Below are 22,640 nucleotides of genomic sequence, written 5' to 3'. Positions count from 1 at the left end.
GCCAGGTTCGGGGTCAATCGGTGCGGCGGGCGAGGGGGTTATACTCGCCGCATCAAGCCATTATCGGTTTTCCAAAGGTCGAACCATGCCCATGCGTAACGATGCCAATGACGACTTCGACGATGTTCCGAGCCTGCGGATGCGGGCCGACATTCCCGATGACGATGATTTCATGCCCAGCCGCCAGCCTCACGTGCAAGCGCGCTCGGCGCCCGTTGCCGCGGCCAAGGTCAAAGGACCCAGCACCGGGCCGCTGTGGGCATTGGTCGGCGCGCTGCTGTGTGCATTCGGTTTCCTGGCCTGGTGGAGCTTCCAGCAGATTTCCCTGATGGAGCAGCAACTGGTGGCGACCCAGGAAAGCTTCGCCCGGATCAGTGAGGATGCGGCAGGGCGCTTGCAGGACATTTCCGGCAAGGTGGTCGCCGGGCAGTCCAACGTCATGAGCGACAGTGAAGCCTTGAAGCTGCAGATCAAACAGTTGGACAACAAGCTGCAGGAACAGGGGCGGCAATTCGACGGCAAGCTGCAGGAGCAGTACAAACTCCAGCAGGCCACGTTCGGTCCATCTGCCGACCTGGACAAGGAACTGGCCCAGCTCATCGCCCAGGCCTCGGAACAGCAGAACACCAACACGCAGTTGCAAGCGTCCAACAAGGAGCTCCAAGCCCAGGTCAAGGCGCTGGCGGCAGAAGTGACCGCCCTGAAGAGCCAGGGCGAGGGTGGTGCCTTGGATGCCCAGCTCAAGAGCATCGGCGCTGACATCACCGCCCTGAAAAGAGCCACCTCCAACTCCGCCATCGACCGCCTGGAACAGGAGGTGATCGTGCTCAAGAGCCAGCAGGACAAGGGCGGCAACACGGCCGAGTTTGACGCTTTCCGCGGCCAGGTCACCCGTAACATCAACACGTTGCAGGCGCAGATCCAGAACTTGCAGCAGCAACTGCGCGCTGGGGCTCAATAAGCCGTTTGTGCGCGCATCATTTCTGGATGTGCCGCCGCTATCGCGAGCAAGCTCGCTCCCACACCGGAGGGTGCTGACCCTGTGGGAGCGAGCTTGCTCGCGATGACGTCCTGTCAGTCAATATCAATGCCACTGGCTCACCCAGGCTCCCCAGCAATTCCCTGAATACTCCAACATCACCCCACGCCGTCTACGCTCTTGAAACACCAACAAGAACGAGGGGCGCACGCATGGGGTTTTTTCACAGGATGGCCTGGCTGGGTGCAATGCTCATGCTGGGGCTGGCTCAGGCCCAGGCGGCCACTGCGGACGATGGCCAGGCGGCCCGGGCGTTGCTGGAGAAGGCCTTGGCCTATTACCACGACAACGGCGACAAAGCCTTTGCCGCGTTCAGTCGTCAAGGAGAATTCGTCGACAAGGATCGCTACGTGTTCGTGGTGGACACCCAAGGTGTGATGCTCGCCAGCGGCGGGCCGTCCTCGGCGTTGATCGGGCGGGACGTGTCCGACGTGCTGGGGCCGGATTTGCGCAAAGCCTTCAAGGACGCCTTGAAAACCCCCGAGGCCAGTGGCATCCAGCAAGCCGAGTACCGCTGGCAGAACTGGACGGACGGCAAGGTCGAGCGCAAGCATGTGTATTTCCAGCGTGTCGGCGAGCGAATCCTGGCTGTCGGCTACTATCTGCCCCGGGCTTCCGCCGAACAGGCCAGGGCGTTGCTGGACAAGGCCTCGAATGACCTGCTGAAAAACGAGAAGGCCACGCTGACGGCGGTCAACTCCCTCAAGGGCGGTTACCTGCAGGATGACTTGTATGTCTTTGTCGTCGACCTCGATACCCGGCGCTATGTCGGCCATGGCACCAATTTGCGCTTGATCAATACCGACTTCGCCAAGGTCAAGGACCCGGATGGCAAACCGGTGGGCGAGCCGATCCTGGCGTTGATCGGCAAACAGGGCGAGGGAGAGTACGAGTACCGTTGGAAGAATCCGGTGACCGGCAAGGTCGAGGATAAACACGCGTACCTGAAGAAGGTCGGGCATTTCCTGGTGGCGGTGGGGTATTACAGTCCTTGATGCCAAGGCTAAGACTAAGGCTAAGGCTGGGGCTGATAGGGCATTGTGGCGAGGGGATTTATCCCCGTTGGCTGCGCAGCAGCCCCAGAATCCACCATGCGCCACGATTGTCAGTTGGAACGCAGAGGGCTGCTGCGCAACCCAGCGGGGATAAATCCCCTCGCCACGTTGACCGTGTTCCCAGTCCAACATCTCTGTGTTCGGCAGGTTTGCACAAAAAAGGCCCGCATCGCTGCGGGCCTTTTTCGGACTACTGTGGCGATCAGCCCGCCACCAGTACCCGAATCGCCTCCAGGCGCAACGCCGCCTTCTCAAGCATCGCCAAGCCTTGCTCGCGCTGTTGGCGCAGGGCCACCAGCTCGCTGTCGCGCACGGTCGGGTTGACCGCTTGCAGGGCGGTCAGGCGGGCCAGTTCCTCGTCGGTATCGGCGGCCAGGCGGCGCTGGGCCTCGGCCACGCGTTCGGCGTGACGCGGGGCGATCTTCTCTTCGCCAGCGTTGATCCGTGGCGTGAGCTGGTCGCGCTGGGCCTGGATGAACTTGTTGGCGCTGGCGCGGGGCACGCTTTCGAGTTGGTCGTTCAGGGTTTCGAACGAGACCCGGGCGGCCAGGTCGTTGCCATTGGCGTCCAGTAGGCAGCGCAGGGCGGCCGGCGGCAGGTAGCGGCCCAGTTGCAGCGAGCGCGGGGCGACCACTTCACTGACGTAAAGCAGCTCCAGCAACACGGTGCCGGGCTTTAGGGCCTTGTTCTTGATCAGCGCCACCGCGGTGTTGCCCATGGAGCCGGACAACACCAGGTCCATGCCACCCTGCACCATCGGGTGCTCCCAGGTGATGAACTGCATGTCTTCGCGCGACAGCGCCTGGTTGCGGTCGTAGGTGATGGTCACGCCTTCGTCGTCGCCCAGTGGGAAGCTGGCGTCGAGCATCTTTTCGCTCGGCTTGAGGATCAGCGCGTTTTCCGAATGGTCCTCGCTGTCGATACCAAAGGCGTCGAACAGGGTTTCCATGTAGATCGGCAGGGCAAACTGGTCGTCCTGCTCGAGAATGGCCTCCACCAGCGCATCGCCTTCACCGGCGCCGCCGGAATTGAGTTCCAACAGACGGTCGCGCCCGGTGTGCAGCTCGGCTTCCAGGCGCTCGCGTTCGGCGCGGGCCTCGTCGATCAGCGCTTGCCACTGGCCATCGTCGGCTTCTTCCAGCAAGGGCAGCAGGCGCGGGCCGAACTGGTGCTGCAAGGCGTTGCCGGTCGGGCAGGTGTTGAGGAAGGCATTCAGGGCTTCGTGATACCACTGGAACAGCCGCGCTTGTGGGCTGGTTTCCAGATAAGGCACATGCAGCTCGATGGTGTGCTTCTGGCCGATCCGGTCCAGACGGCCGATACGCTGCTCCAGCAGGTCCGGGTGCGCCGGCAGATCGAACAGCACCAGGTGATGGGCGAATTGGAAGTTGCGGCCTTCACTGCCGATTTCCGAGCAGATCAGCACTTGGGCGCCGAACTCTTCGTCGGCGAAATAGGCCGCCGCACGGTCACGCTCCAGGATATTCATGCCTTCGTGGAACACCGTGGCCGGGATGCCGGAGCGCACGCGCAAGGCATCTTCCAGGTCCATGGCCGTTTCGGCGTGGGCACAGATCACCAGCACCTTGGTGCGCTTGAGCATCTTCAGGGTGTCGATCAGCCACTCGACCCGCGGGTCGAAACGCCACCAGCGCTCCTCTTCGCTGGCGTCCGGCTGGGCCTGGAAGCTGACTTCCGGGTACAGCTCGGCGTGATCGCCCAACGGCAATTCGAGGTATTCGTCCGGGCAAGGCAACGGGTAGGCGTGCAGCTTGCGCTCCGGGAAGCCCTGCACGGCGGCGCGGGTGTTGCGAAACAGCACGCGGCCGGTGCCGTGGCGGTCCAGCAGCTCGCGCACCAGGCGGGCACTGGCTTCGGCATCGCCATCATTGACGGCGGTCAGCAAGGCTTCGCCTTCATTGCCCAGGAAACCCTGGATGGTCTTGTGGGCTTCGGGCGAGAGGCGGCCTTTGTCCAGCAACTCCTGCACGGCTTCGGCCACCGGGCGATAGTTTTCGCTCTCGGCGCGGAAGGCCTTGAGGTCATGGAAGCGGTTCGGGTCCAGCAGGCGCAGGCGGGCGAAGTGGCTGTCCTGGCCCAACTGTTCCGGGGTCGCGGTGAGCAGCAACACGCCTGGGATGGTTTCGGCAAGTTGCTCGACCAGGGCGTATTGCGGGCTGACCTGGTCTTCGTGCCACACCAGGTGGTGGGCCTCGTCGACCACCATCAGGTCCCAGCCGGCGGCGAACAGCGCGTCCTGGGCTTTCTCATCGTCCACCAGCCACTCCAACGCCACCAGGGCCAATTGGGTGTCTTCGAACGGGTTGCTGGCATCGCTTTCGATGAAGCGTTCTTCGTCGAACAGCGCGACCTGCAGATTGAAGCGCCGGCGCATTTCCACCAGCCATTGGTGCTGGAGGTTTTCTGGCACCAGGATCAGTACGCGGTTGGCGCGGCCGGACAGCAACTGACGGTGGATGACCAGGCCGGCCTCGATGGTCTTGCCCAGGCCCACTTCGTCGGCCAGCAACACCCGCGGCGCAATGCGGTCGGCCACTTCACGGGCAATGTGCAGTTGATGGGCAATGGGCTGGGCACGTACGCCGCCCAGGCCCCAAAGCGAAGACTGCAACTGGCGACTGGTGTGTTCCAGGGTGTGGTAGCGCAGGGAGAACCAGGCCAGCGGGTCGATCTGGCCGGCGAACAGACGGTCGCTGGCCAGGCGGAACTGGATGAAGTTCGACAGTTGAGTCTCGGGCAGGGTGACGACTTCGTTCTGCCCGTTGAGGCCGTGGTAGACCAGCAGGCCATCGACGTCATCGACTTCGCGCACGGTCATTTTCCAGCCTTCGAAGTGAGTGATCACGTCGCCCGGCGAAAACCGTACACGGGTAAGTGGCGCATTCCGTAGCGCGTACTGGCGGGTGTCGCCAGTGGCCGGATAGAGCACGGTCAATAAGCGGCCGTCCTGTGCCAGAACGGTGCCTAAACCCAGCTCGGCTTCGCTGTCACTGATCCAGCGTTGCCCCGGTTGATACTGCTGCGCCATGCTGCCTGACTCCCGCCTTGAAAAAGCCGGTTATCTTAACGGAAGGATCCTTCAGACCAAAGGATTTACGTACGCTGATTCATTACCAACGGCACGGAACTTACGCTTGCCCAGCGATCAAACAAGCTCGGCCCTGGTGAACGGTGCAATTGCCAACTGGGTCACAAGTTTCGGACCGGCGGTTCAAGCTGCCACTTTAGCCGCCGACAACCTGAAGACAGGAGAACTTTATGTTGCCACCCATGCTCCCTTTGAGCGCCGTACCCATCACCGCTCAACAGGATCCGGTTCGCCAGCGACCGGACATACCGCCCGTGGTCCCGGTGCAGCAAAGCTCCAATGAAAGCACCATCGACCTGCAAAAACGCGACCCGGAAGAGACCGCGCTGCTGTTGCGCGAGGAGCAGCGTCGCCAGCAGGAGCGCGATCGACGCCGCCGCGAGGCCGATGAAGACCCGGAGGTACACCTCGCCGTACCGGGTACCGAGCTCAACGCCGACAACACCGTGCCAGTGGTGCCGCTGATAGACGACGAGACGCGCCAGGGCCTGTGGGTCGATATCCAGATCTGATCCAGGCGCCTGCCTGCACGCACAGGCTGGTCAACGCCGCCAACAGCCCGCATCATGGGCGCATCCGCAATTCACTGCACGATGCCCACACGCCATGAGCCAAGACGACAAGCTGATCGACCTCAGTGCCGAGCGCGCCAAGCGCGTTCACGACCTCAACGAAAAACGCCTCAATGAAGTCCGCCAGGCTTTCGAGCAGGCCATGCCGTTGGGTAAGCCCAAGAAAAAGCCGAAAAACAAACCGAAAAAGCGCTGAACCCCCTCGATCCATTGATGCAGATCAGTTATTTCCCCGCCTTTGCGCCCCGTCGCGGGCGTTATTGACCCCGGTCAATTTTCATCCAGGCCTGATTGGTTACCTTGAACCCATCGCAACAGGGGCAAGACCAGGAGGTCGGTCATGTTTTTCGATAATGTGGTGTTTGCCGGGGTGTTGACGGTCGGCCTCATGTTCGTGTTTTTCGCAGGTTTCGGATTATTCATCTGGAAAGACGCACACAAGCGGAAAAAACCGTAGGTCTTTCCGGCTACAACGAGCACGCAAGGCATTTTGGGCGACTTCGGTCGCCCTTTTTTTTGGCAGATTTTTGCTGTTCAACGCAAAACAACTGTGGGAGCGAGCTTGCTCGCGATGAGGGCCTGTCAGTCGACATCCACGTTGGCTGATACACCCCTATCGCGAGCAAGCTCGCTCCCACATGGGGTGGGTGTTTTGGGCATAAAAAAAGGTGCGAACCGCAAGGGTCGCACCTTTTTCGTCAGCCGCTGGAATCAGCTGCCCAGGGCCTTCGATGCCAGCCAGAACAAGCCGGCCGACAGGGCCACCGTCGCCGGCAGGGTCAGCACCCAGGCCAGCAGGATGTTGCGCACGGTGCCACCTTGCAGGCCGCTCTTGTTGGCGACCATGGTGCCGGCCACGCCCGAGGACAGGACGTGGGTGGTGGAAACCGGCAGGCTGAAGATGTTCGCCGCGCCGATCATGCACGCGGTGGTGATCTGGGCCGACATGCCCTGGGCGTAGGTCATGCCTTGCTTGCCGATCTTCTCGCCGATGGTCAGCACTACGCGCTTCCAGCCGATCATGGTGCCCAGGCCCAGCGCCAGTGCGACGGCCAGGATCACCCAGAACGGGGCGTATTCGGTGGTGGCGGTCAGGTCCTTGCGCAGCTTGTTCAGGTCGTCTTTCTCACGAGCGGCCAGGCCCGGCAACTTGCCAACCTTCTTCGCCGTGTCGTCCAGGCAAAGCAGGTAGCGACGAACCTCGATGCGTCGTTCCGACGGCAGCGAATGGTAGTCCGCCACGCCTTTGAGCGTGTCGAGCAGGGCATTGATGGTCGGTTCGGTCTGCTGCGGGTTGCAGCGGAATTTCTCCGGCAGATCGCCTTCCACGCTTTTGCCCAGCGCCAGGAATTCACCCAGGGACTCGTTGTTGCGTTGGTAGAACTGGCTCAAGTGCAGCGTCGCGTCTCGGGTCCGCTCGATCTGGTAGGTGGTGCTGCCCAGGTCGAGTACGAACTGCGCCGGTACTATACCGATCAGCACCAGCATGATCAGGCCGATGCCTTTCTGGCCATCGTTGGAACCGTGGACAAAGCTGACGGCCATGGCCGAGATCACCAGTACCAGGCGATTCCAGAACGGTGGGTGCTTCTTGTCGTCGACCTGGCGGCGCTGTTCCGGTGTCTTGTGCATCTTCGACAGCGGGCGCCACCATTTCAGGCCAATCAGCACCAGGGCGGCGATCAGGAAACCGGCCATGGGCGAGAACACCAGGGAGGCGCCGATATCGATCGCCTTCTGCCAGTTCACCCCGTCGGCCAACGGGATATCGTTGATCAGCGCATTGGCCAGGCCCACGCCGAGGATCGAACCGATCAACGTGTGGGAACTGGACGCCGGGATACCGAAGTACCAGGTGCCCAGGTTCCAGGTGATGGCCGCTGCGAGCAGCGAAAACACCATGGCCAGCCCGTGTCCGGTGTTCACATTGATCAGCAGCTCCACGGGCAGCAGGTGAACGATGGCGTACGCCACCCCCACGCCGCCCAGCAGCACGCCGAGGAAATTGAACACACCGGAAAAGAACACCGCCAGGTGAGGCGGCATGGCTTTGGTGTAGATAACAGTGGCAACCGCGTTAGCGGTGTCATGAAAGCCGTTGATGAACTCGAAGGCGAGGACAAAAGCCAGGGCGAGCAAGAGGCTCACAAGCACCCAAGCATCCAGTCCGCTGAATAAATCGATCATGAAGGTTTTCTGACCCGGTCGTAAGGGGGCGCGATTATGCCAGAAAACCTCGGTAATCGATGCACTGCCTGCTCACCGGTAACATTCTTCAACGAAATAATTTGTAGGAAAGCCTCAAACCCGAGGTTTTCCGCGGGGTGTGTAACCCCTTGATTCAGGAGCGCAAAGCGCATCCGACCAGGATCGCCGCCAGCTATAGGACGCCTCGAGGAATTGTATGAAATATCTGAAAAGGAGGTCGGCCAAGCCCCTTCCCGATCGTCGGACGGGGAGTGGATGGCGGCCCGCTCATGGCGGGCGTGCGCTATGGCCTCCGGCCAGGGTGGCGGCCGGAGACCTCTTCACAAGAACGTCGGCCCCGGAGCGTCACTGCTCTTCGGCTTTGAGTTCTTTTTCCATTTTCTGAAGTTCCTGGGTGAAGGCCTGGTCCTGAACGGTGGCGCGCTTACGCCAGGGTTTGCGTTCCGGTTCAGGTTGCGCGGCGTAGGTGGTGACTTCTCCGCCGTAAACTTCCTTGTAACGTTGTTCCTGGCGCTCAAGTTCCGCGCGCAGTTCGTCTTTCGTCACAGTTTTACCTAAATTAATTGAAGTTGAATCTGGTGATACGCACTGCATGTGGACATGCAGACGGCCACGGCACCAGAGCTGACAGCTGACGTAGCATCAGGGCTTCGCGTTGTTGCCAAACAGGGGAAGCGACCATGAAGGTGCCTCGGGCACCAGGGTCGCGACCACGATGCCTGCGTACGGGAACGGTCGATTGGCCGTACCGTCGCTGTTTTGCATTATAGCGGCCCAGCCGAATAACACTATCGGGAAAAAGTAAAAGGCGTTGTTGTTGTGTGAACTCATGTTTGTATGTGCAACTTGTACGGTCGCTCGCAGAAGATACCGGCTAGTGCCGCTATCCAGATGCCGTTCCCGCCGACTAGTTCAATATGGCTAACATCGTCAGGTCAAACCCTGTGTTGTTTCCCGCAAACTTACTATCGATCACGTCCGCGGCAGGCCGCTTATTCGGCGCCTGGCCTGATTGCGATTATCGGTCGATGGTTCGATAATCGAACGATCTTGGCCGGCGGCCCTTGCTTGCCCATCGGGCAGCCGCTTGAATAGCCGTCACTCCCGGGGAAGGATCAGACATGAACGACCAATTGCGCAATGCCTTCACTTCAGTCGCGCCACCGATCGTCGCCTCGCCGGCCAAGCGGATCCAGGCCCTGACCGGTGATCCCGATTTCATGACGTCCCTGGCCCGCGGGTTGGCGGTGGTCCAGGCCTTCCAGGAGCGCAAGCGGCACCTGACCATCGCCCAGATCAGCCACCGCACGGAAATCCCCCGCGCCGCCGTCAGACGTTGCCTGCATACCTTGATCAAGCTTGGCTACGCCACCACGGATGGGCGTACCTATTCGCTGCTGCCTAAGGTGCTGACCCTTGGTCACGCCTATCTGTCCTCCACGCCCCTGGCCGTTTCTGCCCAGCCGTACCTGGACCGCATGAGCGAGCAACTGCACGAAGCCTGCAACATGGCCACGCTCGAAGGCGACGACATTCTCTACATCGCCCGCTCCGCCACCACCCAGCGTCTGATTTCGGTTGACCTGTCGGTGGGCGGACGCCTGCCAGCCTATTGCACCTCGATGGGCAGGATTCTCCTGGCAGCCCTGGATGATGCGTCGCTGCGCGATTACCTCGATCACGCCGACCTGCAAGCCAAGACCAGCCGCACGTTGCACACTCCCCAAGCGTTGCTCGAGTGCCTGCAACAGGTGCGGCAACAGGGCTGGTGCATCGTCGACCAGGAACTGGAACAGGGCCTGCGTTCGATTGCCGTGCCGGTGTACGACGCTTCCGGTCAAGTGGTGGCCGCGCTCAACGTCAGTACCCATGCTGGGCGGGTCAGTCGCAATGAGCTGGAACAGCGCTTCCTGCCAGGCCTGCTGGGGGCCAGTCGCGACCTGAGCGCGCAACTGTTCACTTAAGCTGTTCGATAAACGCACACAGTCGGCGGCGATGAATTGACGGTATTTGTCTGGGCTCATTAATGTCGCGCAGCGTCATCCGGCGTGTTTCGCCGGTCTCTGATCGTTCGCCTGCGTTTCTTGCGTGGAATAAAAATAAAATGAACCAGCCTCAGACCTCCGTAGGCCACTGCCTCGATGTGCAGTCCTTCATCAATGCCCAACCCATTTCGCGCTATCAGTGGCGGGTGGTGATTCTCTGTTTCCTGATTGTGTTCCTCGACGGCCTCGACACTGCCGCCATGGGGTTCATCGCCCCGGCCTTGTCCCAGGACTGGGGCATCGATCGCGCCAGCCTCGGCCCGGTGATGAGCGCCGCGCTGATCGGCATGGTGTTCGGTGCGCTGGGCTCTGGGCCGCTGGCTGACCGCTTCGGGCGAAAAGTCGTATTGGTGGGCGCGGTCATGCTGTTTGGCGCGTTCAGCCTGGCGTCGGCCTACAGCACCAACGTCGATCAATTGCTGGTATTGCGTTTCCTGACCGGCCTGGGCTTGGGCGCCGGGATGCCGAACGCCACCACCTTGCTCTCGGAATACACCCCGGAACGCAAGAAGTCCCTGCTGGTGACCAGCATGTTCTGCGGCTTCAACCTGGGCATGGCCGGCGGCGGATTCATCTCCGCCAAGCTGATACCGGCGTTTGGTTGGCACAGCCTGCTGCTGATTGGCGGGATCCTGCCGTTGATCCTGGCAGTGGTGTTGCTGTTCTGGTTGCCGGAGTCGGCGCGTTACCTGGTGGTGCGCAATCGCGGTACCGACAAAGTGCGCAAGACCCTGGCACCGATCGAGCCACACACGGTGGCCCAAGCGGCGAGCTTCAGTGTGCCGGAACAGAAAACCGTGAAAGCTCGCAACGTGCTGGCGGTGATTTTCTCCGGCACCTACGGCGTTGGCACCTTGCTGCTGTGGCTGACCTATTTCATGGGCCTGGTGATCGTCTACCTGCTGACCAGTTGGCTGCCGACCTTGATGCGCGACAGCGGCGCGAGCATGGAACAGGCCGCGTTTATCGGCGCGTTGTTTCAATTCGGCGGCGTGTTGAGCGCCGTCTTCGTCGGTTGGGCAATGGACCGGTTCAATCCGCACAAGGTCATCGGCCTTTTCTATCTGATGGCCGGGTTGTTTGCCTACGCGGTGGGGCAGAGCCTGGGCAACATCACTTTGCTCGCCACCCTGGTGCTGGTGGCCGGCATGTGTGTCAACGGCGCGCAATCGGCGATGCCTTCCCTGGCGGCACGTTTCTACCCCACCCAGGGCCGGGCCACCGGTGTCTCGTGGATGCTGGGCATCGGTCGCTTCGGGGCGATCCTCGGGGCCTGGATGGGCGCGACCCTGCTGGGCCTGGGTTGGAACTTCGAGCAGGTCCTGACGGCCCTGGTCATTCCGGCGGCCCTGGCGACCACGGCGGTGGTGATCAAAGGCATGGTCAGTCATGCGGATGCGACATGAGCCAGTGCTTAAACCTGTAAGCAACCTGTGGGAGCGAGCTTGCTCGCGATAGCGATGTGTCAGCAACTGCTGCCTGTCTGATCCACCGCCATCGCGAGCAAGCTCGCTCCCACAGGGTGATCTCTGTGTACTGGAATAAATCGATAGCCAAACAACAATCTGTTCGATAAACGAACACTCAGTCGATTATCGGATTGTTTGGCCTTTTCCCGAAGCTTAATCTTCCAGTCACTCCGGCGCTTAACCTCGCGCCTTTTTTCTTCATGTCGGTCTACTGGAAAACGGGAGCCTGCCCCATGGCTGAAATCCTTTCGCTGCACGACGCGGTGAAGCAATTCGTCAACGACGGCGATACCGTCGCGCTCGAAGGCTTCACTCACCTGATTCCTACGGCGGCGGGTCATGAAATCATTCGTCAGGGCAAGAAAGATCTGACCTTGGTGCGCATGACACCTGACCTGATCTATGACCAGTTGATCGGCGCCGGTTGTGCTCGCAAATTGATTTTCTCCTGGGGCGGCAACCCTGGCGTCGGGTCGTTGCACCGCTTGCGCGATGCCGTGGAAAAACAATGGCCGCACCCGCTGGAGATCGAGGAGCACAGCCACGCCGACCTGGCCAACGCCTACGTCGCCGGCGCCTCCGGCCTGCCATTCGCGGTGTTGCGGGCCTACGCCGGCTCCGACCTGCCGAAGGTCAACCCCCTGATCAAGAGCGTAACCTGTCCCTTCACCGGTGAAGTATTGGCCGCCGTGCCTTCGGTGCGCCCTGATATCACGGTGATCCACGCCCAGAAAGCCGACCGCAAGGGCAACGTGCTGCTGTGGGGCATTCTCGGTGTGCAGAAAGAAGCCGCCCTGGCCGCCAAGCGTTGCATCGTCACCGTGGAAGAAATCGTCGACGACCTGAATGCGCCGATGAACGCCTGCGTGCTGCCGACCTGGGCGCTGAGCGCGGTGTGCCACGTACCGGGCGGCGCCCATCCGTCCTACGCCCACGGCTACACCGAGCGTGACAATCGTTTCTACCAGGCGTGGGATCCGATCGCCCGCGACCGTGAGACGTTTACCGCATGGATCAATGAATACATCCACGGCACTCGGGATTTCAGTGAATTCCAAGCCAGACTGGCAGCCGCTTCGCAGGTGAAACCATGACCTACTCCACCAACGAAATGATGACCGTCGCCGCGGCGCGTCGCTTGAAAAACAATGCCGTGTGCTTCGTTGGCATCGGCCTGCCGTCGAAAGCGGCCAACCTGGCGCGGCTGACCTCGTCGCCAGACGTCGTACTGATCTACGAGTCCGGCCCGATCGGTGCCAAACCCAGCGTATTGCCGCTGTCCATCGGCGACGGTGAGCTGGCGGAAACCGCCGATACCGTCGTACCGACCGGTGAGATTTTTCGCTACTGGCTGCAGGGCGGGCGTATCGACGTCGGTTTCCTTGGCGCGGCCCAGGTCGACCGTTTCGGCAACATCAACACCACGGTGGTGGGCGACTACCATCAGCCGAAAGTCCGCCTGCCGGGTGCCGGTGGCGCACCGGAAATCGCCGGCTCGGCCAAGAGCGTGTTGATCATCCTCAAGCAGTCGGCGCGTTCGTTTGTCGACAAGCTGGATTTCATCACCTCGGTCGGCCATGGTGAAGGTGGCGATTCGCGCAAGCGTCTCGGTCTGCCGGGCGCAGGACCTGTGGGCATCATCACCGACTTGTGCATCATGGAGCCGGAAGCCGGCAGCCATGAATTCGTGGTCACCGCGCTGCACCCCGGCGTGACCCGCGAGCAAGTCATTGCGGCCACCGGGTGGGCGATCCGTTTCGCCGACCAGGTGCAAACCACCGCCGAGCCGACCGAGGTGGAGCTGCGTGCACTGCGCGACCTTGAAGCTCGCACCGCGGCGGCCCACGGCCAGGCACCGGGAGAAGCCTGATGCGCGACGTTTATATCTGTGATGCGATTCGAACCCCCATCGGTCGATTTGGCGGCGGTTTGTCCGCGGTCCGCGCCGATGACCTGGCGGCTGTGCCGATCAAGGCGCTGATGGAACGCAACCCATCGGTGGACTGGAACGCGGTGGACGAGGTGTTTCTCGGCTGCGCCAACCAGGCGGGCGAAGACAACCGCAACGTGGCGCGCATGGCGCTGCTGTTGGCGGGCCTGCCGCAGAGCATTCCCGGTGTGACCCTCAATCGTCTTTGCGCCTCGGGCATGGACGCCATCGGTACCGCGTTCCGCGCCATCGCCAGCGGCGAGATGGAACTGGCGATCGCTGGCGGCGTGGAGTCGATGTCCCGTGCGCCGTTCGTGATGGGCAAGGCTGACACCGCGTTCTCGCGCAACATGAAATTGGAAGACACCACCATCGGCTGGCGCTTCATCAACCCGTTGATGAAAGCCCAGTACGGTGTGGACGCGATGCCGCAGACCGCCGATAACGTGGCCGATGACTACGCCGTGTCCCGCGCCGACCAGGACGCTTTCGCCTTGCGCAGCCAACAGCGCACGGCGGCGGCCCAGGCGGCAGGTTTTTTCGCCGAAGAAATCGTGCCGGTGCGCATCGCCCATAAAAAAGGCGAAACCGTGGTCGAGCAGGACGAGCACCCGCGCGCCGACACCACGCTGGAAACCTTGAGCAAACTCAAGCCGGTCAACGGGCCGGACAAGACCGTCACCGCCGGCAACGCGTCGGGTGTGAACGACGGCGCGGCGGCATTGATCCTGGCCTCGGCCGAGGCGGTGAAAAAACATGGCCTGACGCCTCGCGGCAAAGTGCTGGGCATGGCCAGTGCCGGCGTCGCGCCCAGGGTGATGGGCATCGGCCCGGTACCGGCAGTGCGCAAACTCACTGAGCGCCTGGGCCTGGCGGTCGCCGATTTCGACGTGATCGAACTCAATGAAGCGTTTGCCAGCCAGGGCCTGGCGGTGCTGCGTGATCTGGGGCTGGCGGACGATGCGCCGCAGGTCAACCCGAACGGCGGCGCCATCGCCCTCGGTCATCCGCTGGGCATGAGTGGGGCGCGGTTGGTGCTGACGGCGCTGCACCATCTGGAAAAGACCGGCGGCAAGAAAGGCCTGGCGACCATGTGTGTCGGCGTCGGCCAGGGTCTGGCATTGGCCATCGAACGCGTCTGACGCGTCGCTCTACTAATAAGAAACCGAGGAATGCTTCATGACTGACAAGCCTGGTTATCGTCGCCCCCAAGCGGGCACCCAGCCGGAGTATCTGCACCCGCCGTACCAGTCCACCAACCTGCGCTCGCCGTCCAAGCCATTGGTGTTCCTGCCGCATTCGTTGTCGGAAATCACCGGCCCGACTGTCGGCGCCGACCGCGTGCAGGAAAAGGACCACGACCTGACCGCCCAGCATGCTGGCGAGCCACTGGGTGAGCGGATCATCATTCACGGGCGCGTGCTGGATGAGCACGGCCAGCCGGTGCCAGGCATCCTGGTGGAGATCTGGCAGGCCAATGCCGCCGGCCGCTACAACCATGACCGTGACAACCATGACGCGCCGCTGGACCCGAATTTCACCGGCACCGGTCGCACCGTCACCGACGCCGACGGCTGGTATCAGTTCCAGACCATCAAGCCCGGCGCTTATCCGTGGGGTAACCACCACAACGCCTGGCGCCCGGCGCATATCCATTTCTCACTGTTCGGGCCGAGCATTCTGACGCGCCTGGTGACGCAGATGTACTTCCCTGGCGATCCGTTGCTGGAATACGACCCGATCTACAACTGCGTGCCGGACACGAGTGCCAAGGAACGCCTGATCGCCCGTTTCGACCTGGAAAAAACCGTCCCTCACTACGCCCTCGGTTACCGCTGGGACATCGTCTTGCGCGGCCGCGATGCCACGCCGATGGAGAAATAAGATGACCCTCACCGCTACCACGTCCCACACCGTCGGCCCGTACTACCACATCGGCCTGACCTGGCTGAACCGCGAAGACCTGACCGTCGCCGAAACCCTCGGCCAACGCGTGGCGATCACCGGGCAGGTGGTCGATGGCAACGGCCAGTTCGTCAACGACGCGATGCTGGAAGTCTGGCAGGCCAACGCCGCCGGCAAATACGCCCACCCGGAAGACGACCAGGACAAACCCCTGGACCCGCATTTCGAAGGCTTCGGCCGGGTGCCGGTGGATGCCGAAGGGCGTTTTCGCTTCACCACCATCAAGCCGGGCACCGTGCCAGGACTGGGTGCCACGACCCAGGCACCGCACCTGGTGGTGCTGGTGTTCGCTCGCGGGTTGGTCAAGCACTTGCTGACGCGCATCTATTTCGACGGCGAACCGGCCAACGAAACCGACCCGCTGCTGGCCTGCGTCCCCGAAGAACGTCGCGGCACAATCGTGGCCAAGCCTGATGCGTCGGGCGTGTACCAGTGGAACGTGATCCTTCAGGGCACGGATGCCGAGACGGTGTTCTTCGATTACTGAATGTTGACGGGCGATGATCGTTCCCACGCTCCGCGTGGGAATGCAGCCCGTGACGCTCTGCGTCACATCCAGAGTCGAACGCGGAGCGTCCGTTGAGGCATTCCCACGCGGAGCGTGGGAACGATCGTCGTCCTTGGGTGCGAGCTTGCTCGCGATGGCGGCGCTACAGGTGCTACTGCTTGAAAGACTGTTTGTGGAACGGGTCTGTTACGAAGTGTGTCTAGACTTTGTCCATTCCCCAACGAGTGAATAATCCATGGCCACCCCAATCATCAGCCACTACACCGGCGAAGAACGCAGCAAGCGCATCTTCGCCATCGTCGGCGCTTCATCCGGCAACCTGGTCGAATGGTTCGACTTCTATGTCTATGCGTTCTGCGCGATCTATTTCGCGCCGGCGTTCTTCCCGTCCGACAACCCGACGGTGCAACTGGTCAACACAGCCGGTGTGTTCGCCGCCGGGTTCCTGATGCGACCCATCGGCGGCTGGATTTTCGGCCGGGTGGCGGACCGTCACGGGCGCAAGAATTCGATGATGATCTCGGTGCTGATGATGTGTTTCGGCTCGTTGCTCATTGCCTGCCTGCCCACCTACAAGGACATCGGCGTCTGGGCGCCGGTGCTGCTGTTGTTCGCGCGCCTGCTGCAAGGCTTGTCGGTGGGCGGCGAGTACGGCACCACCGCCACCTACATGAGCGAAGTCGCCCTCAAGGGCCAGCGCGGTTTCTTCGCCTCGTTCCAGTACGTGACGTTGATCGGTGGGCAACTGCTGGCAGTGTCGCTGGTGGTGATCCTGCAACAGTTTCTCAACGAAGATGAACTGCGTGCCTACGGCTGGCGGATCCCGTTCGTGGTCGGCGCCGTGGCCGCACTGATTTCGCTGTTCCTGCGGCGGTCCCTGAAAGAAACCAGCAGCAAGGAAATGCGTGAGAACAAGGACGCTGGCAGCATCGCGGCGCTGTTTCGCGACCACAAGGCCGCGTTCGTCACCGTGCTGGGCTATACCGCCGGCGGTTCGTTGATTTTCTATACCTTCACCACATACATGCAGAAATACCTGGTGAACACCGCCGGCCTGCACGCCAAGACCGCCAGCTACATCATGACCGGCGCGCTGTTTCTGTACATGTGCATGCAGCCGTTGTTCGGCATGCTGGCGGACAAGATCGGCCGACGCAATTCCATGCTCTGGTTCGGTGCCCTGGGGGCGTTGTGCACGGTGCCGATCCTGCTGACCCTCAAAAGCATCAGCAGCCCGTTCCTGGCGTTTATCCTGATCACGTTGGCGCTGGCGATCGTCAGTTTCTACACCTCCATCAGCGGCCTGGTGAAAGCGGAAATGTTTCCACCCGAAGTCCGGGCGCTGGGGGTAGGGTTGGCCTACGCGGTGGCCAATGCCGTGTTCGGCGGCTCGGCCGAATACGTCGCCTTGAGTCTGAAAGCCCAGGGCATGGAGAACGCCTTTTATTGGTATGTCACGGTGATGATGGTCGTGGCGTTCCTGTTCAGCCTGCGCCTGCCCAAGCAACCGGCGTATTTGCATCACGACCTTTGAATCCACCTGATCATTTGAGGCTTGTTTGAGTCATTGTGGCGAGGGGGCTTGCTGTGGCGAGGGGATAGATCCCCTCGCCACAGCAATTTCTCTCGCCACAGGACATCTACCTTCCCAAGGACTGTTTATGAGCGAACGACCGGGCAATCAGCTGTTCGATGCCTACTTCACCGCCCGCGACATGCGCGAGGTGTTCTGCGATGCGGGCCGGGTCCAGGCCATGCTTGACGTCGAAGCCGCCTTGGCCCGGGCCGAGGCGCGGGTCGGGGTGATTCCGCAAAGTGCCGTGGCGCCGATCGAGCAGGCTTGTCGTGCGCAGCTGTACGATTTTTCGGCACTGAGCGAAGCGATTGCCAGTGCCGGCAATTCGGCTATCCCGCTGGTCAAGGCGTTGGGCAAGCGCATCGCCGCCGAGGATGCCGAAGCCGAGCGCTACGTGCACCTGGGCGCCACCAGTCAGGACGTGATGGACAGCGGACTGGTGCTGCAACTGCGCCAGGCGTTGGGCCTGGTCGAGGGCGAGCTGGCGCAACTGGCCGCCATCCTGGCCCGACAAGCCGAACGCTACGCCGCCACACCGTTGGCCGGACGCACCTGGCTGCAACACGCCACGCCGGTGACCCTGGGGATGAAAATCGCCGGTTGGCTGGGGGCGATCACCCGCAGTCGCCAGCGCTTGAAAGAACTCAAGCCACGCTTGCTGGTGCTGCAATTCGGCGGCGCCTCCGGGACGCTCGCCGCGTTGGGCGACCAGGCGCTGCCGGTCGCCGAAGCCTTGGCCGCCGAACTGCAACTGTCCCTGCCGGAGCAGCCGTGGCACACCCAGCGCGATCGTTTGGTGGAGTTTGGCGCGGTACTGGGGTTGGTCGCCGGCAGCCTGGGCAAATTGGGCCGCGACATCAGCCTGTTGATGCAGACTGAGGCCGGTGAAGCGTTCGAACCCTCCGCGCCCGGCAAGGGCGGTTCGTCCACCATGCCCCACAAGCGCAACCCGGTGGGCGCGGCGGTGTTGATCGGCGCGGCGACGCGAGTACCCGGTTTGTTGTCGACGCTGTTCAGCGCCATGCCCCAGGAACACGAGCGCAGCCTGGGCCTGTGGCACGCCGAATGGGAAACCTTGCCGGAAATCTGCTGCCTGGTCTCCGGCGCCTTGCAACAGGCGCGGCTGCTGGCCGAAGGGCTGGAAGTGGATGCCGCGCGCATGGCCCGCAACCTGGAACTGACCCAAGGGCTGGTGCTGGCCGAAGCGGTGAGCATTGTCCTGGCCCAGCGTGTCGGGCGCGACACGGCGCATCATTTGCTGGAGCAATGCTGCAAGCGCGCCGTGGCCGAACAGCGGCATCTGCGCGAGGTGCTGGGAGACGAACCCCAGGTCACCGCTCAGCTATCGGCAACCGAGCTTGATCATCTGCTCGACCCGGCGCACTACCTCGGCCAAGCCAAGACCTGGGTCGCCCGAGCCGTTGCCGAACACTTTGCCTTGAACATTTGAAAGGAGATTGTTGTGGGATTCGTCAAACTCGCCGAGGGCGATCTGAATTACCTATTGGACGGGCCGCAAGACGCCCCGGTGCTGATGCTCTCCAACTCACTGGGCACTGATCTGCACATGTGGGACGAGCAGGTCGCGGCCTTCAGCGAACACTTTCGCGTGCTGCGCTTCGACACGCGCGGCCATGGTCAATCGCTGGTCACCGAAGGCCCCTACAGCATCGAACAGCTGGGTCGCGACGTGCTGGCGATGCTCGATCAGTTGAGGATCGACAAGGTGCATTTCTGTGGATTGTCCATGGGCGGGTTGATCGGCCAGTGGTTGGGGATCAATGCTGGCGAGCGCCTGCACAAACTGGTGGTGTGCAACACCGCCGCCAAGATCGGCGACCCGTCGGTGTGGAATCCGCGCATTGAAACCGTGCTGCGCGACGGCAAGGATGCGATGGTGGCGCTGCGCGATGCTTCGATCGCCCGCTGGTTTACTGCGGATTTTGCCGAAGCTCATCCTGCGAAGGTGAAGAAAATCACCGACATGCTCGCCGCCACTTCGCCCCAGGGCTACGCAGCCAACTGTGCGGCCGTGCGTGATGCCGATTTTCGTGAGCAATTGTCGTTGATCCGTGTGCCGCTGTTGGTGATCGCCGGTACCGAAGACGCGGTGACGCCGCCGTCGGGGGGGCACTTCATCCAGGCGCGGGTCAGCGGGGCCGAGTATGCCGAGTTCCATGCCGCGCACCTGTCCAACGTCCAGGCCGGCGCTGCGTTCAGCGCGCGGGTGCTGGATTTCCTGCTTGATTCCAGCCGCGCCTGAGGAGTTTTTTTGTGGACGAGAAACAACGTTACGATGAAGGCATGCAAGTACGCCGCGCGGTACTGGGCGATGCCCATGTCGACCGCAGCCTCGATGCCCTGACCGAGTTCAACAGCGAATTCCAGGAGATGATCACTCGCCATGCCTGGGGCGACATCTGGACCCGCCCGGGCCTGCCGCGCCACACCCGCAGCCTGATCACCATCGCCATGCTGATCGGCATGAACCGCGCCGAAGAACTCAAGCTGCACCTGCGCGCCGCCGCCAACAACGGCGTGAGCCGCAGCGAGATCAAGGAAATGATCATGCAGAGCGCCATCTATTGCGGCATCCCGGCAGCCAACGCCACCTTCCATCTGGCCGAATCGGTCTGGGATGAGTTGGGCGTCGAATCCCGGGCTTAAGGGCGTATCTCATTCCCTGTGGGAGCGGGCTTGCCCGCGAAAGCGGTGGGTCAGTCGGCGAGGATGCTGACTGTGCCGCCGCCATCGCGAGCAAGCTCGCTCCCACATTGGATCTTCAGTGAGCACAAATTTTGTGCGCGGCACTGATCCGCTGTGGGAGCGAGCTTGCTCGCGATGACAGTGGTACAACCTCCATCCATGTTTGCCTTCTACAGCAGGCTGATCGGATAGCTGACGATCAACCGATTCTCATCAAACTCGTTGGTGCTGTAGTCCCGACGCATCGTCGAGTTACGCCACTTCACATTCAGGCTCTTCAGTGCGCCGCTCTGCACGGTATAGGCCAGCTCACTTTCCCGACCCCACTCCTTGCCATCGTCGACCGTGGCGGTGTGCACGTTGTCACCGCTGATGTAGCGGTTCATCAGAGTCAGGCCCGGCACGCCGACGGCGGCGAAGTTGAAGTCGTGGCGCAGTTGCCAGGATTTTTCCTTGGCGTTGTCATAGCTGGAGTTGTAGCTGTCGTTGGCCAGGGTGCCGCCGCTGGTGCCGTTGACGCGCATCCAGGCGTCATCGCCACCGACTTTCTGCAGGCCGACGTAGAAGGTGTTGCCGCCGTATTTGGCCGAGAGCATGGCGAACGCGGTTTTGTTGTCCAGGTCGCCGGCCAGGGCGCTGCCGTCTTCCTTGCCGATGAAGTAGCCTAGGTTGGCGCCCAGGGTCCAGTCGCCGATGGGCTGGCTGTGGGTCAGGTTGAAATATTGCTGCTGGTAGATGTCGGACAGTTCCGCGTACCAGACACCGACCTGGGTGCGTTTTTCATTAAAGGCGTATTCACCGCCACCGAAATTGAAACTGTCGGAGGTGAACGCACCGCGGCCGTTCATGGACATGTCTTCCATGCTCGCGTCATTGCGCGGGCTGTTGCCACGGAACTGGCCGCCGTAGAGGCTCAGGCCGTTGATTTCGGTGGAGGTCACCTGGCCGCCACGGAAGGTTTGCGGCAGGGAGCGGCCGTCGTCGGAACGCAGGATCGGCAGCACAGGCATCCATTCACCGACCTTCAGTTCAGTCTTTGACACCTTGGCCTTGAGCGCCACGCCCAGGCGTCCGAAGTCATCGGCCGGACGCCCGTCGTCGTGCACCGGCAACAATTGCGTGCCCGCCGTGCCCTTGCCGCCATCGAGCTTGACCGAATACAGGCCCAGCACATCCACACCGAAACCAACCACGCCTTGGGTGAAGCCGGACTTGGCGTCGAGGATGAAGTTCTGGGTCCATTCCTCGGCCTTACCCTGGGCGTTGTTCGGGTTCGTGAAGTTGCGGTTGAAGTAGAAGTTACGCAGGTTCAGCGTGGCCTTGGCGTCTTCGACAAACCCCGATTCCGCCGCCAGGACGGGCAGGGCGGTACTGGTCAGGGCGACGGCAATGAGGCTGGGGAACAAGTGCTGTGAGGGCTTCATGGACGTTGTCTCTATTTTTTGTGGGCGAAGCGGGTCGTTGCCACAACCTTGGGCTGCAGACGGAACGGTGGATAACAGGGGCGCTGATCGAGAATCAGCCGGGCGCGGCGGGGCGTAGAGGCATGGCATCGAACCTGATGTTATTGGTTTTGTGCGAGCGATGGTGAAGGGCAGGGCGGGATGGCTTCAATTGGCGATTGCGGGTTTTGGGCGATTATCGAACGGCAAAATGGCTGATCAAATGGCCCAACACTTGCGGCAAGGAATATTCACAAATCTCATATCCACCGCTCCCACAGGACTGTGGTCGATCTCCAATTTTCGACTCCACACCAACCCAGCGTGGCGAGGGAGCTTGCTCCCGCTGGCCTGCGAAGCAGGCCCCTGCGTTCCTTCAGGCAAACCGCAGGGTCAGGTCTTGCGACTGCTGCGCAGCCGAGCGGGAGCAAGCTCCCTCGCCACGGGATTTGGGGTGTCTGGGCTGACGTCATCGCGAGCAAGCTCGCTCTCACACAGGTGCCGCTACATTCCTGAATCCTCGTCTCACCATAATTCTCTGTGGGAGCCGAGCTTGCTCGCGATAGCGGTGGATCAGCTTGCACCGATATTGAATGGTCCGACGCTTTCGCGGGCAAGCCCGCTCCCACACGGTTCTGCGTCGTTCATGGATCTTTCGTCCACCACAAATTCCTGTAGGAATGAGCTTGCTCGCGATAGCACCAGAACATCCAACGAAGGTGTCGACTGAGCCCTTTTTACCGCAGATGCTGGCGATAAAAGGAAGGCTTTCGCGTAAAAATCAGGATTGCTTGAATCCCGGTTTTCCATTGGCGGCGCGCCAGTTTTTAATTTCGTTTACTACTGCCTCAGGATTATCTTTTCCTGCTTCAGGATAGTAGATTAGGTCGGCTTTATAGGGGTGCTCTGTAATTCTTATGAACTCCAATACAGCTTCGGTCTGCTCATTTTCCGAGTCATGCTGCGATTCGAAAATTTTTATAACAAAAGCTAAAAATTCAGACTCGGTCATGTCT

Annotated in this window: 21 protein-coding genes; 16 read left to right on the top strand and 5 right to left on the bottom strand. The window is 61.6% G+C overall.

What is annotated here, in order from left to right; genetic code table 11:
* Window positions 1-85: 85 nt before the first annotated feature.
* Together BM321_RS23885 and BM321_RS23880 are read left to right on the top strand one after the other, a co-directional pair.
* Window positions 86-961 carry an ATPase gene (locus BM321_RS23885; RefSeq protein ID WP_092329043.1) on the top strand — a complete coding sequence of 292 codons (876 nt, stop codon included), beginning with the start codon at window positions 86-88 and terminating at the stop codon, window positions 959-961.
* Window positions 962-1,191: 230 nt separating this feature from the next.
* Window positions 1,192-2,034: a cache domain-containing protein gene (locus BM321_RS23880; protein WP_092445162.1), complete on the top strand. Its 843-nt coding sequence runs from the start codon at window positions 1,192-1,194 to the stop codon at window positions 2,032-2,034.
* A 262-nt stretch (window positions 2,035-2,296) separates the two neighbouring features.
* On the opposite strand, the gene rapA is transcribed toward BM321_RS23880, so the two are convergent.
* On the bottom strand, window positions 2,297-5,143 hold the full coding sequence (rapA, locus tag BM321_RS23875; protein WP_092329039.1) for an RNA polymerase-associated protein RapA: 2,847 nt from the start codon (window positions 5,141-5,143) through the stop codon (window positions 2,297-2,299).
* A 230-nt stretch (window positions 5,144-5,373) separates the two neighbouring features.
* Here rapA and BM321_RS23870 point away from each other — a divergent pair, with 230 nt between their 5' ends.
* From BM321_RS23870 to ccoM, 3 genes are all read left to right on the top strand, one after another.
* Window positions 5,374-5,715 carry a hypothetical protein gene (locus BM321_RS23870; RefSeq protein WP_060738828.1) on the top strand — a complete coding sequence of 114 codons (342 nt, stop codon included), beginning with the start codon at window positions 5,374-5,376 and terminating at the stop codon, window positions 5,713-5,715.
* Between the two features lie 94 nt (window positions 5,716-5,809).
* Window positions 5,810-5,971, top strand: a complete 162-nt coding sequence (locus BM321_RS30605; RefSeq protein ID WP_003184513.1) for a hypothetical protein — start codon at window positions 5,810-5,812, stop codon at window positions 5,969-5,971.
* Window positions 5,972-6,115: 144 nt separating this feature from the next.
* Window positions 6,116-6,232 (top strand): cytochrome c oxidase subunit CcoM, encoded by a 117-nt coding sequence (ccoM, locus tag BM321_RS31145; RefSeq protein WP_025212288.1) that lies wholly within the window; start codon window positions 6,116-6,118, stop codon window positions 6,230-6,232.
* A gap of 254 nt (window positions 6,233-6,486) precedes the next feature.
* On the opposite strand, the gene BM321_RS23860 is transcribed toward ccoM, so the two are convergent.
* Together BM321_RS23860 and BM321_RS23855 are read right to left on the bottom strand one after the other, a co-directional pair.
* Complete coding sequence (locus BM321_RS23860; RefSeq protein ID WP_092445160.1) at window positions 6,487-7,962, bottom strand: inorganic phosphate transporter; 1,476 nt, start codon at window positions 7,960-7,962, stop codon at window positions 6,487-6,489.
* A gap of 366 nt (window positions 7,963-8,328) precedes the next feature.
* Window positions 8,329-8,529 carry a hypothetical protein gene (locus tag BM321_RS23855; protein ID WP_003184509.1) on the bottom strand — a complete coding sequence of 67 codons (201 nt, stop codon included), beginning with the start codon at window positions 8,527-8,529 and terminating at the stop codon, window positions 8,329-8,331.
* A gap of 575 nt (window positions 8,530-9,104) precedes the next feature.
* Here BM321_RS23855 and pcaR point away from each other — a divergent pair.
* From pcaR to pcaC, 11 genes are all read left to right on the top strand, one after another.
* Entirely contained in the window at window positions 9,105-9,947 is an 843-nt protein-coding gene (gene pcaR, locus BM321_RS23850; protein ID WP_072409756.1) for a pca regulon transcriptional regulator PcaR, read from the top strand.
* 140 nt (window positions 9,948-10,087) lie between these two features.
* Window positions 10,088-11,434 carry a 4-hydroxybenzoate transporter PcaK gene (locus BM321_RS23845; protein WP_092445158.1) on the top strand — a complete coding sequence of 449 codons (1,347 nt, stop codon included), beginning with the start codon at window positions 10,088-10,090 and terminating at the stop codon, window positions 11,432-11,434.
* A 296-nt stretch (window positions 11,435-11,730) separates the two neighbouring features.
* The gene (locus BM321_RS23840) at window positions 11,731-12,591 is read left to right on the top strand and encodes a CoA transferase subunit A (RefSeq protein ID WP_072409760.1); all 861 of its coding nucleotides are present in this window, start codon (window positions 11,731-11,733) and stop codon (window positions 12,589-12,591) included.
* Window positions 12,588-13,367 (top strand): CoA-transferase subunit beta, encoded by a 780-nt coding sequence (locus BM321_RS23835; protein ID WP_053182625.1) that lies wholly within the window; start codon window positions 12,588-12,590, stop codon window positions 13,365-13,367. The genes BM321_RS23840 and BM321_RS23835 overlap by 4 nt, the downstream gene beginning before the upstream one ends.
* On the top strand, window positions 13,364-14,569 hold the full coding sequence (gene pcaF, locus BM321_RS23830; RefSeq protein ID WP_175459519.1) for a 3-oxoadipyl-CoA thiolase: 1,206 nt from the start codon (window positions 13,364-13,366) through the stop codon (window positions 14,567-14,569). The genes BM321_RS23835 and pcaF overlap by 4 nt, the downstream gene beginning before the upstream one ends.
* A gap of 37 nt (window positions 14,570-14,606) precedes the next feature.
* On the top strand, window positions 14,607-15,311 hold the full coding sequence (gene pcaH, locus BM321_RS23825; protein ID WP_092144292.1) for a protocatechuate 3,4-dioxygenase subunit beta: 705 nt from the start codon (window positions 14,607-14,609) through the stop codon (window positions 15,309-15,311).
* A gap of 1 nt (window position 15,312) precedes the next feature.
* The gene (gene pcaG, locus BM321_RS23820) at window positions 15,313-15,879 is read left to right on the top strand and encodes a protocatechuate 3,4-dioxygenase subunit alpha (RefSeq protein ID WP_092445157.1); all 567 of its coding nucleotides are present in this window, start codon (window positions 15,313-15,315) and stop codon (window positions 15,877-15,879) included.
* 256 nt (window positions 15,880-16,135) lie between these two features.
* Complete coding sequence (locus BM321_RS23815; RefSeq protein WP_092203838.1) at window positions 16,136-17,434, top strand: MFS family transporter; 1,299 nt, start codon at window positions 16,136-16,138, stop codon at window positions 17,432-17,434.
* A 127-nt stretch (window positions 17,435-17,561) separates the two neighbouring features.
* A complete protein-coding gene (locus BM321_RS23810) occupies window positions 17,562-18,926 on the top strand; it encodes a 3-carboxy-cis,cis-muconate cycloisomerase (protein WP_092445155.1) in 1,365 nt (454 codons plus the stop codon).
* A 12-nt stretch (window positions 18,927-18,938) separates the two neighbouring features.
* Complete coding sequence (gene pcaD, locus BM321_RS23805; RefSeq protein ID WP_092445152.1) at window positions 18,939-19,739, top strand: 3-oxoadipate enol-lactonase; 801 nt, start codon at window positions 18,939-18,941, stop codon at window positions 19,737-19,739.
* 11 nt (window positions 19,740-19,750) lie between these two features.
* The gene (pcaC, locus tag BM321_RS23800) at window positions 19,751-20,143 is read left to right on the top strand and encodes a 4-carboxymuconolactone decarboxylase (RefSeq protein WP_092445151.1); all 393 of its coding nucleotides are present in this window, start codon (window positions 19,751-19,753) and stop codon (window positions 20,141-20,143) included.
* 209 nt (window positions 20,144-20,352) lie between these two features.
* On the opposite strand, the gene BM321_RS23795 is transcribed toward pcaC, so the two are convergent.
* Together BM321_RS23795 and BM321_RS23790 are read right to left on the bottom strand one after the other, a co-directional pair.
* Window positions 20,353-21,606 (bottom strand): OprD family porin, encoded by a 1,254-nt coding sequence (locus BM321_RS23795; protein WP_092445149.1) that lies wholly within the window; start codon window positions 21,604-21,606, stop codon window positions 20,353-20,355.
* A gap of 799 nt (window positions 21,607-22,405) precedes the next feature.
* The gene (locus BM321_RS23790) at window positions 22,406-22,636 is read right to left on the bottom strand and encodes a bacteriocin immunity protein (RefSeq protein WP_256573476.1); all 231 of its coding nucleotides are present in this window, start codon (window positions 22,634-22,636) and stop codon (window positions 22,406-22,408) included.
* Between the last annotated feature and the right edge of the window lie 4 nt (window positions 22,637-22,640).

Origin of the sequence: Pseudomonas sp. NFIX10 (genome assembly GCF_900111955.1) — a bacterium.
GTDB lineage: Bacteria > Pseudomonadota > Gammaproteobacteria > Pseudomonadales > Pseudomonadaceae > Aquipseudomonas > Aquipseudomonas fluorescens_AA.
The sequence above is the reverse complement of the archived record's forward strand: the minus strand, read 5'-3'. Positions and strand labels throughout refer to the sequence as shown.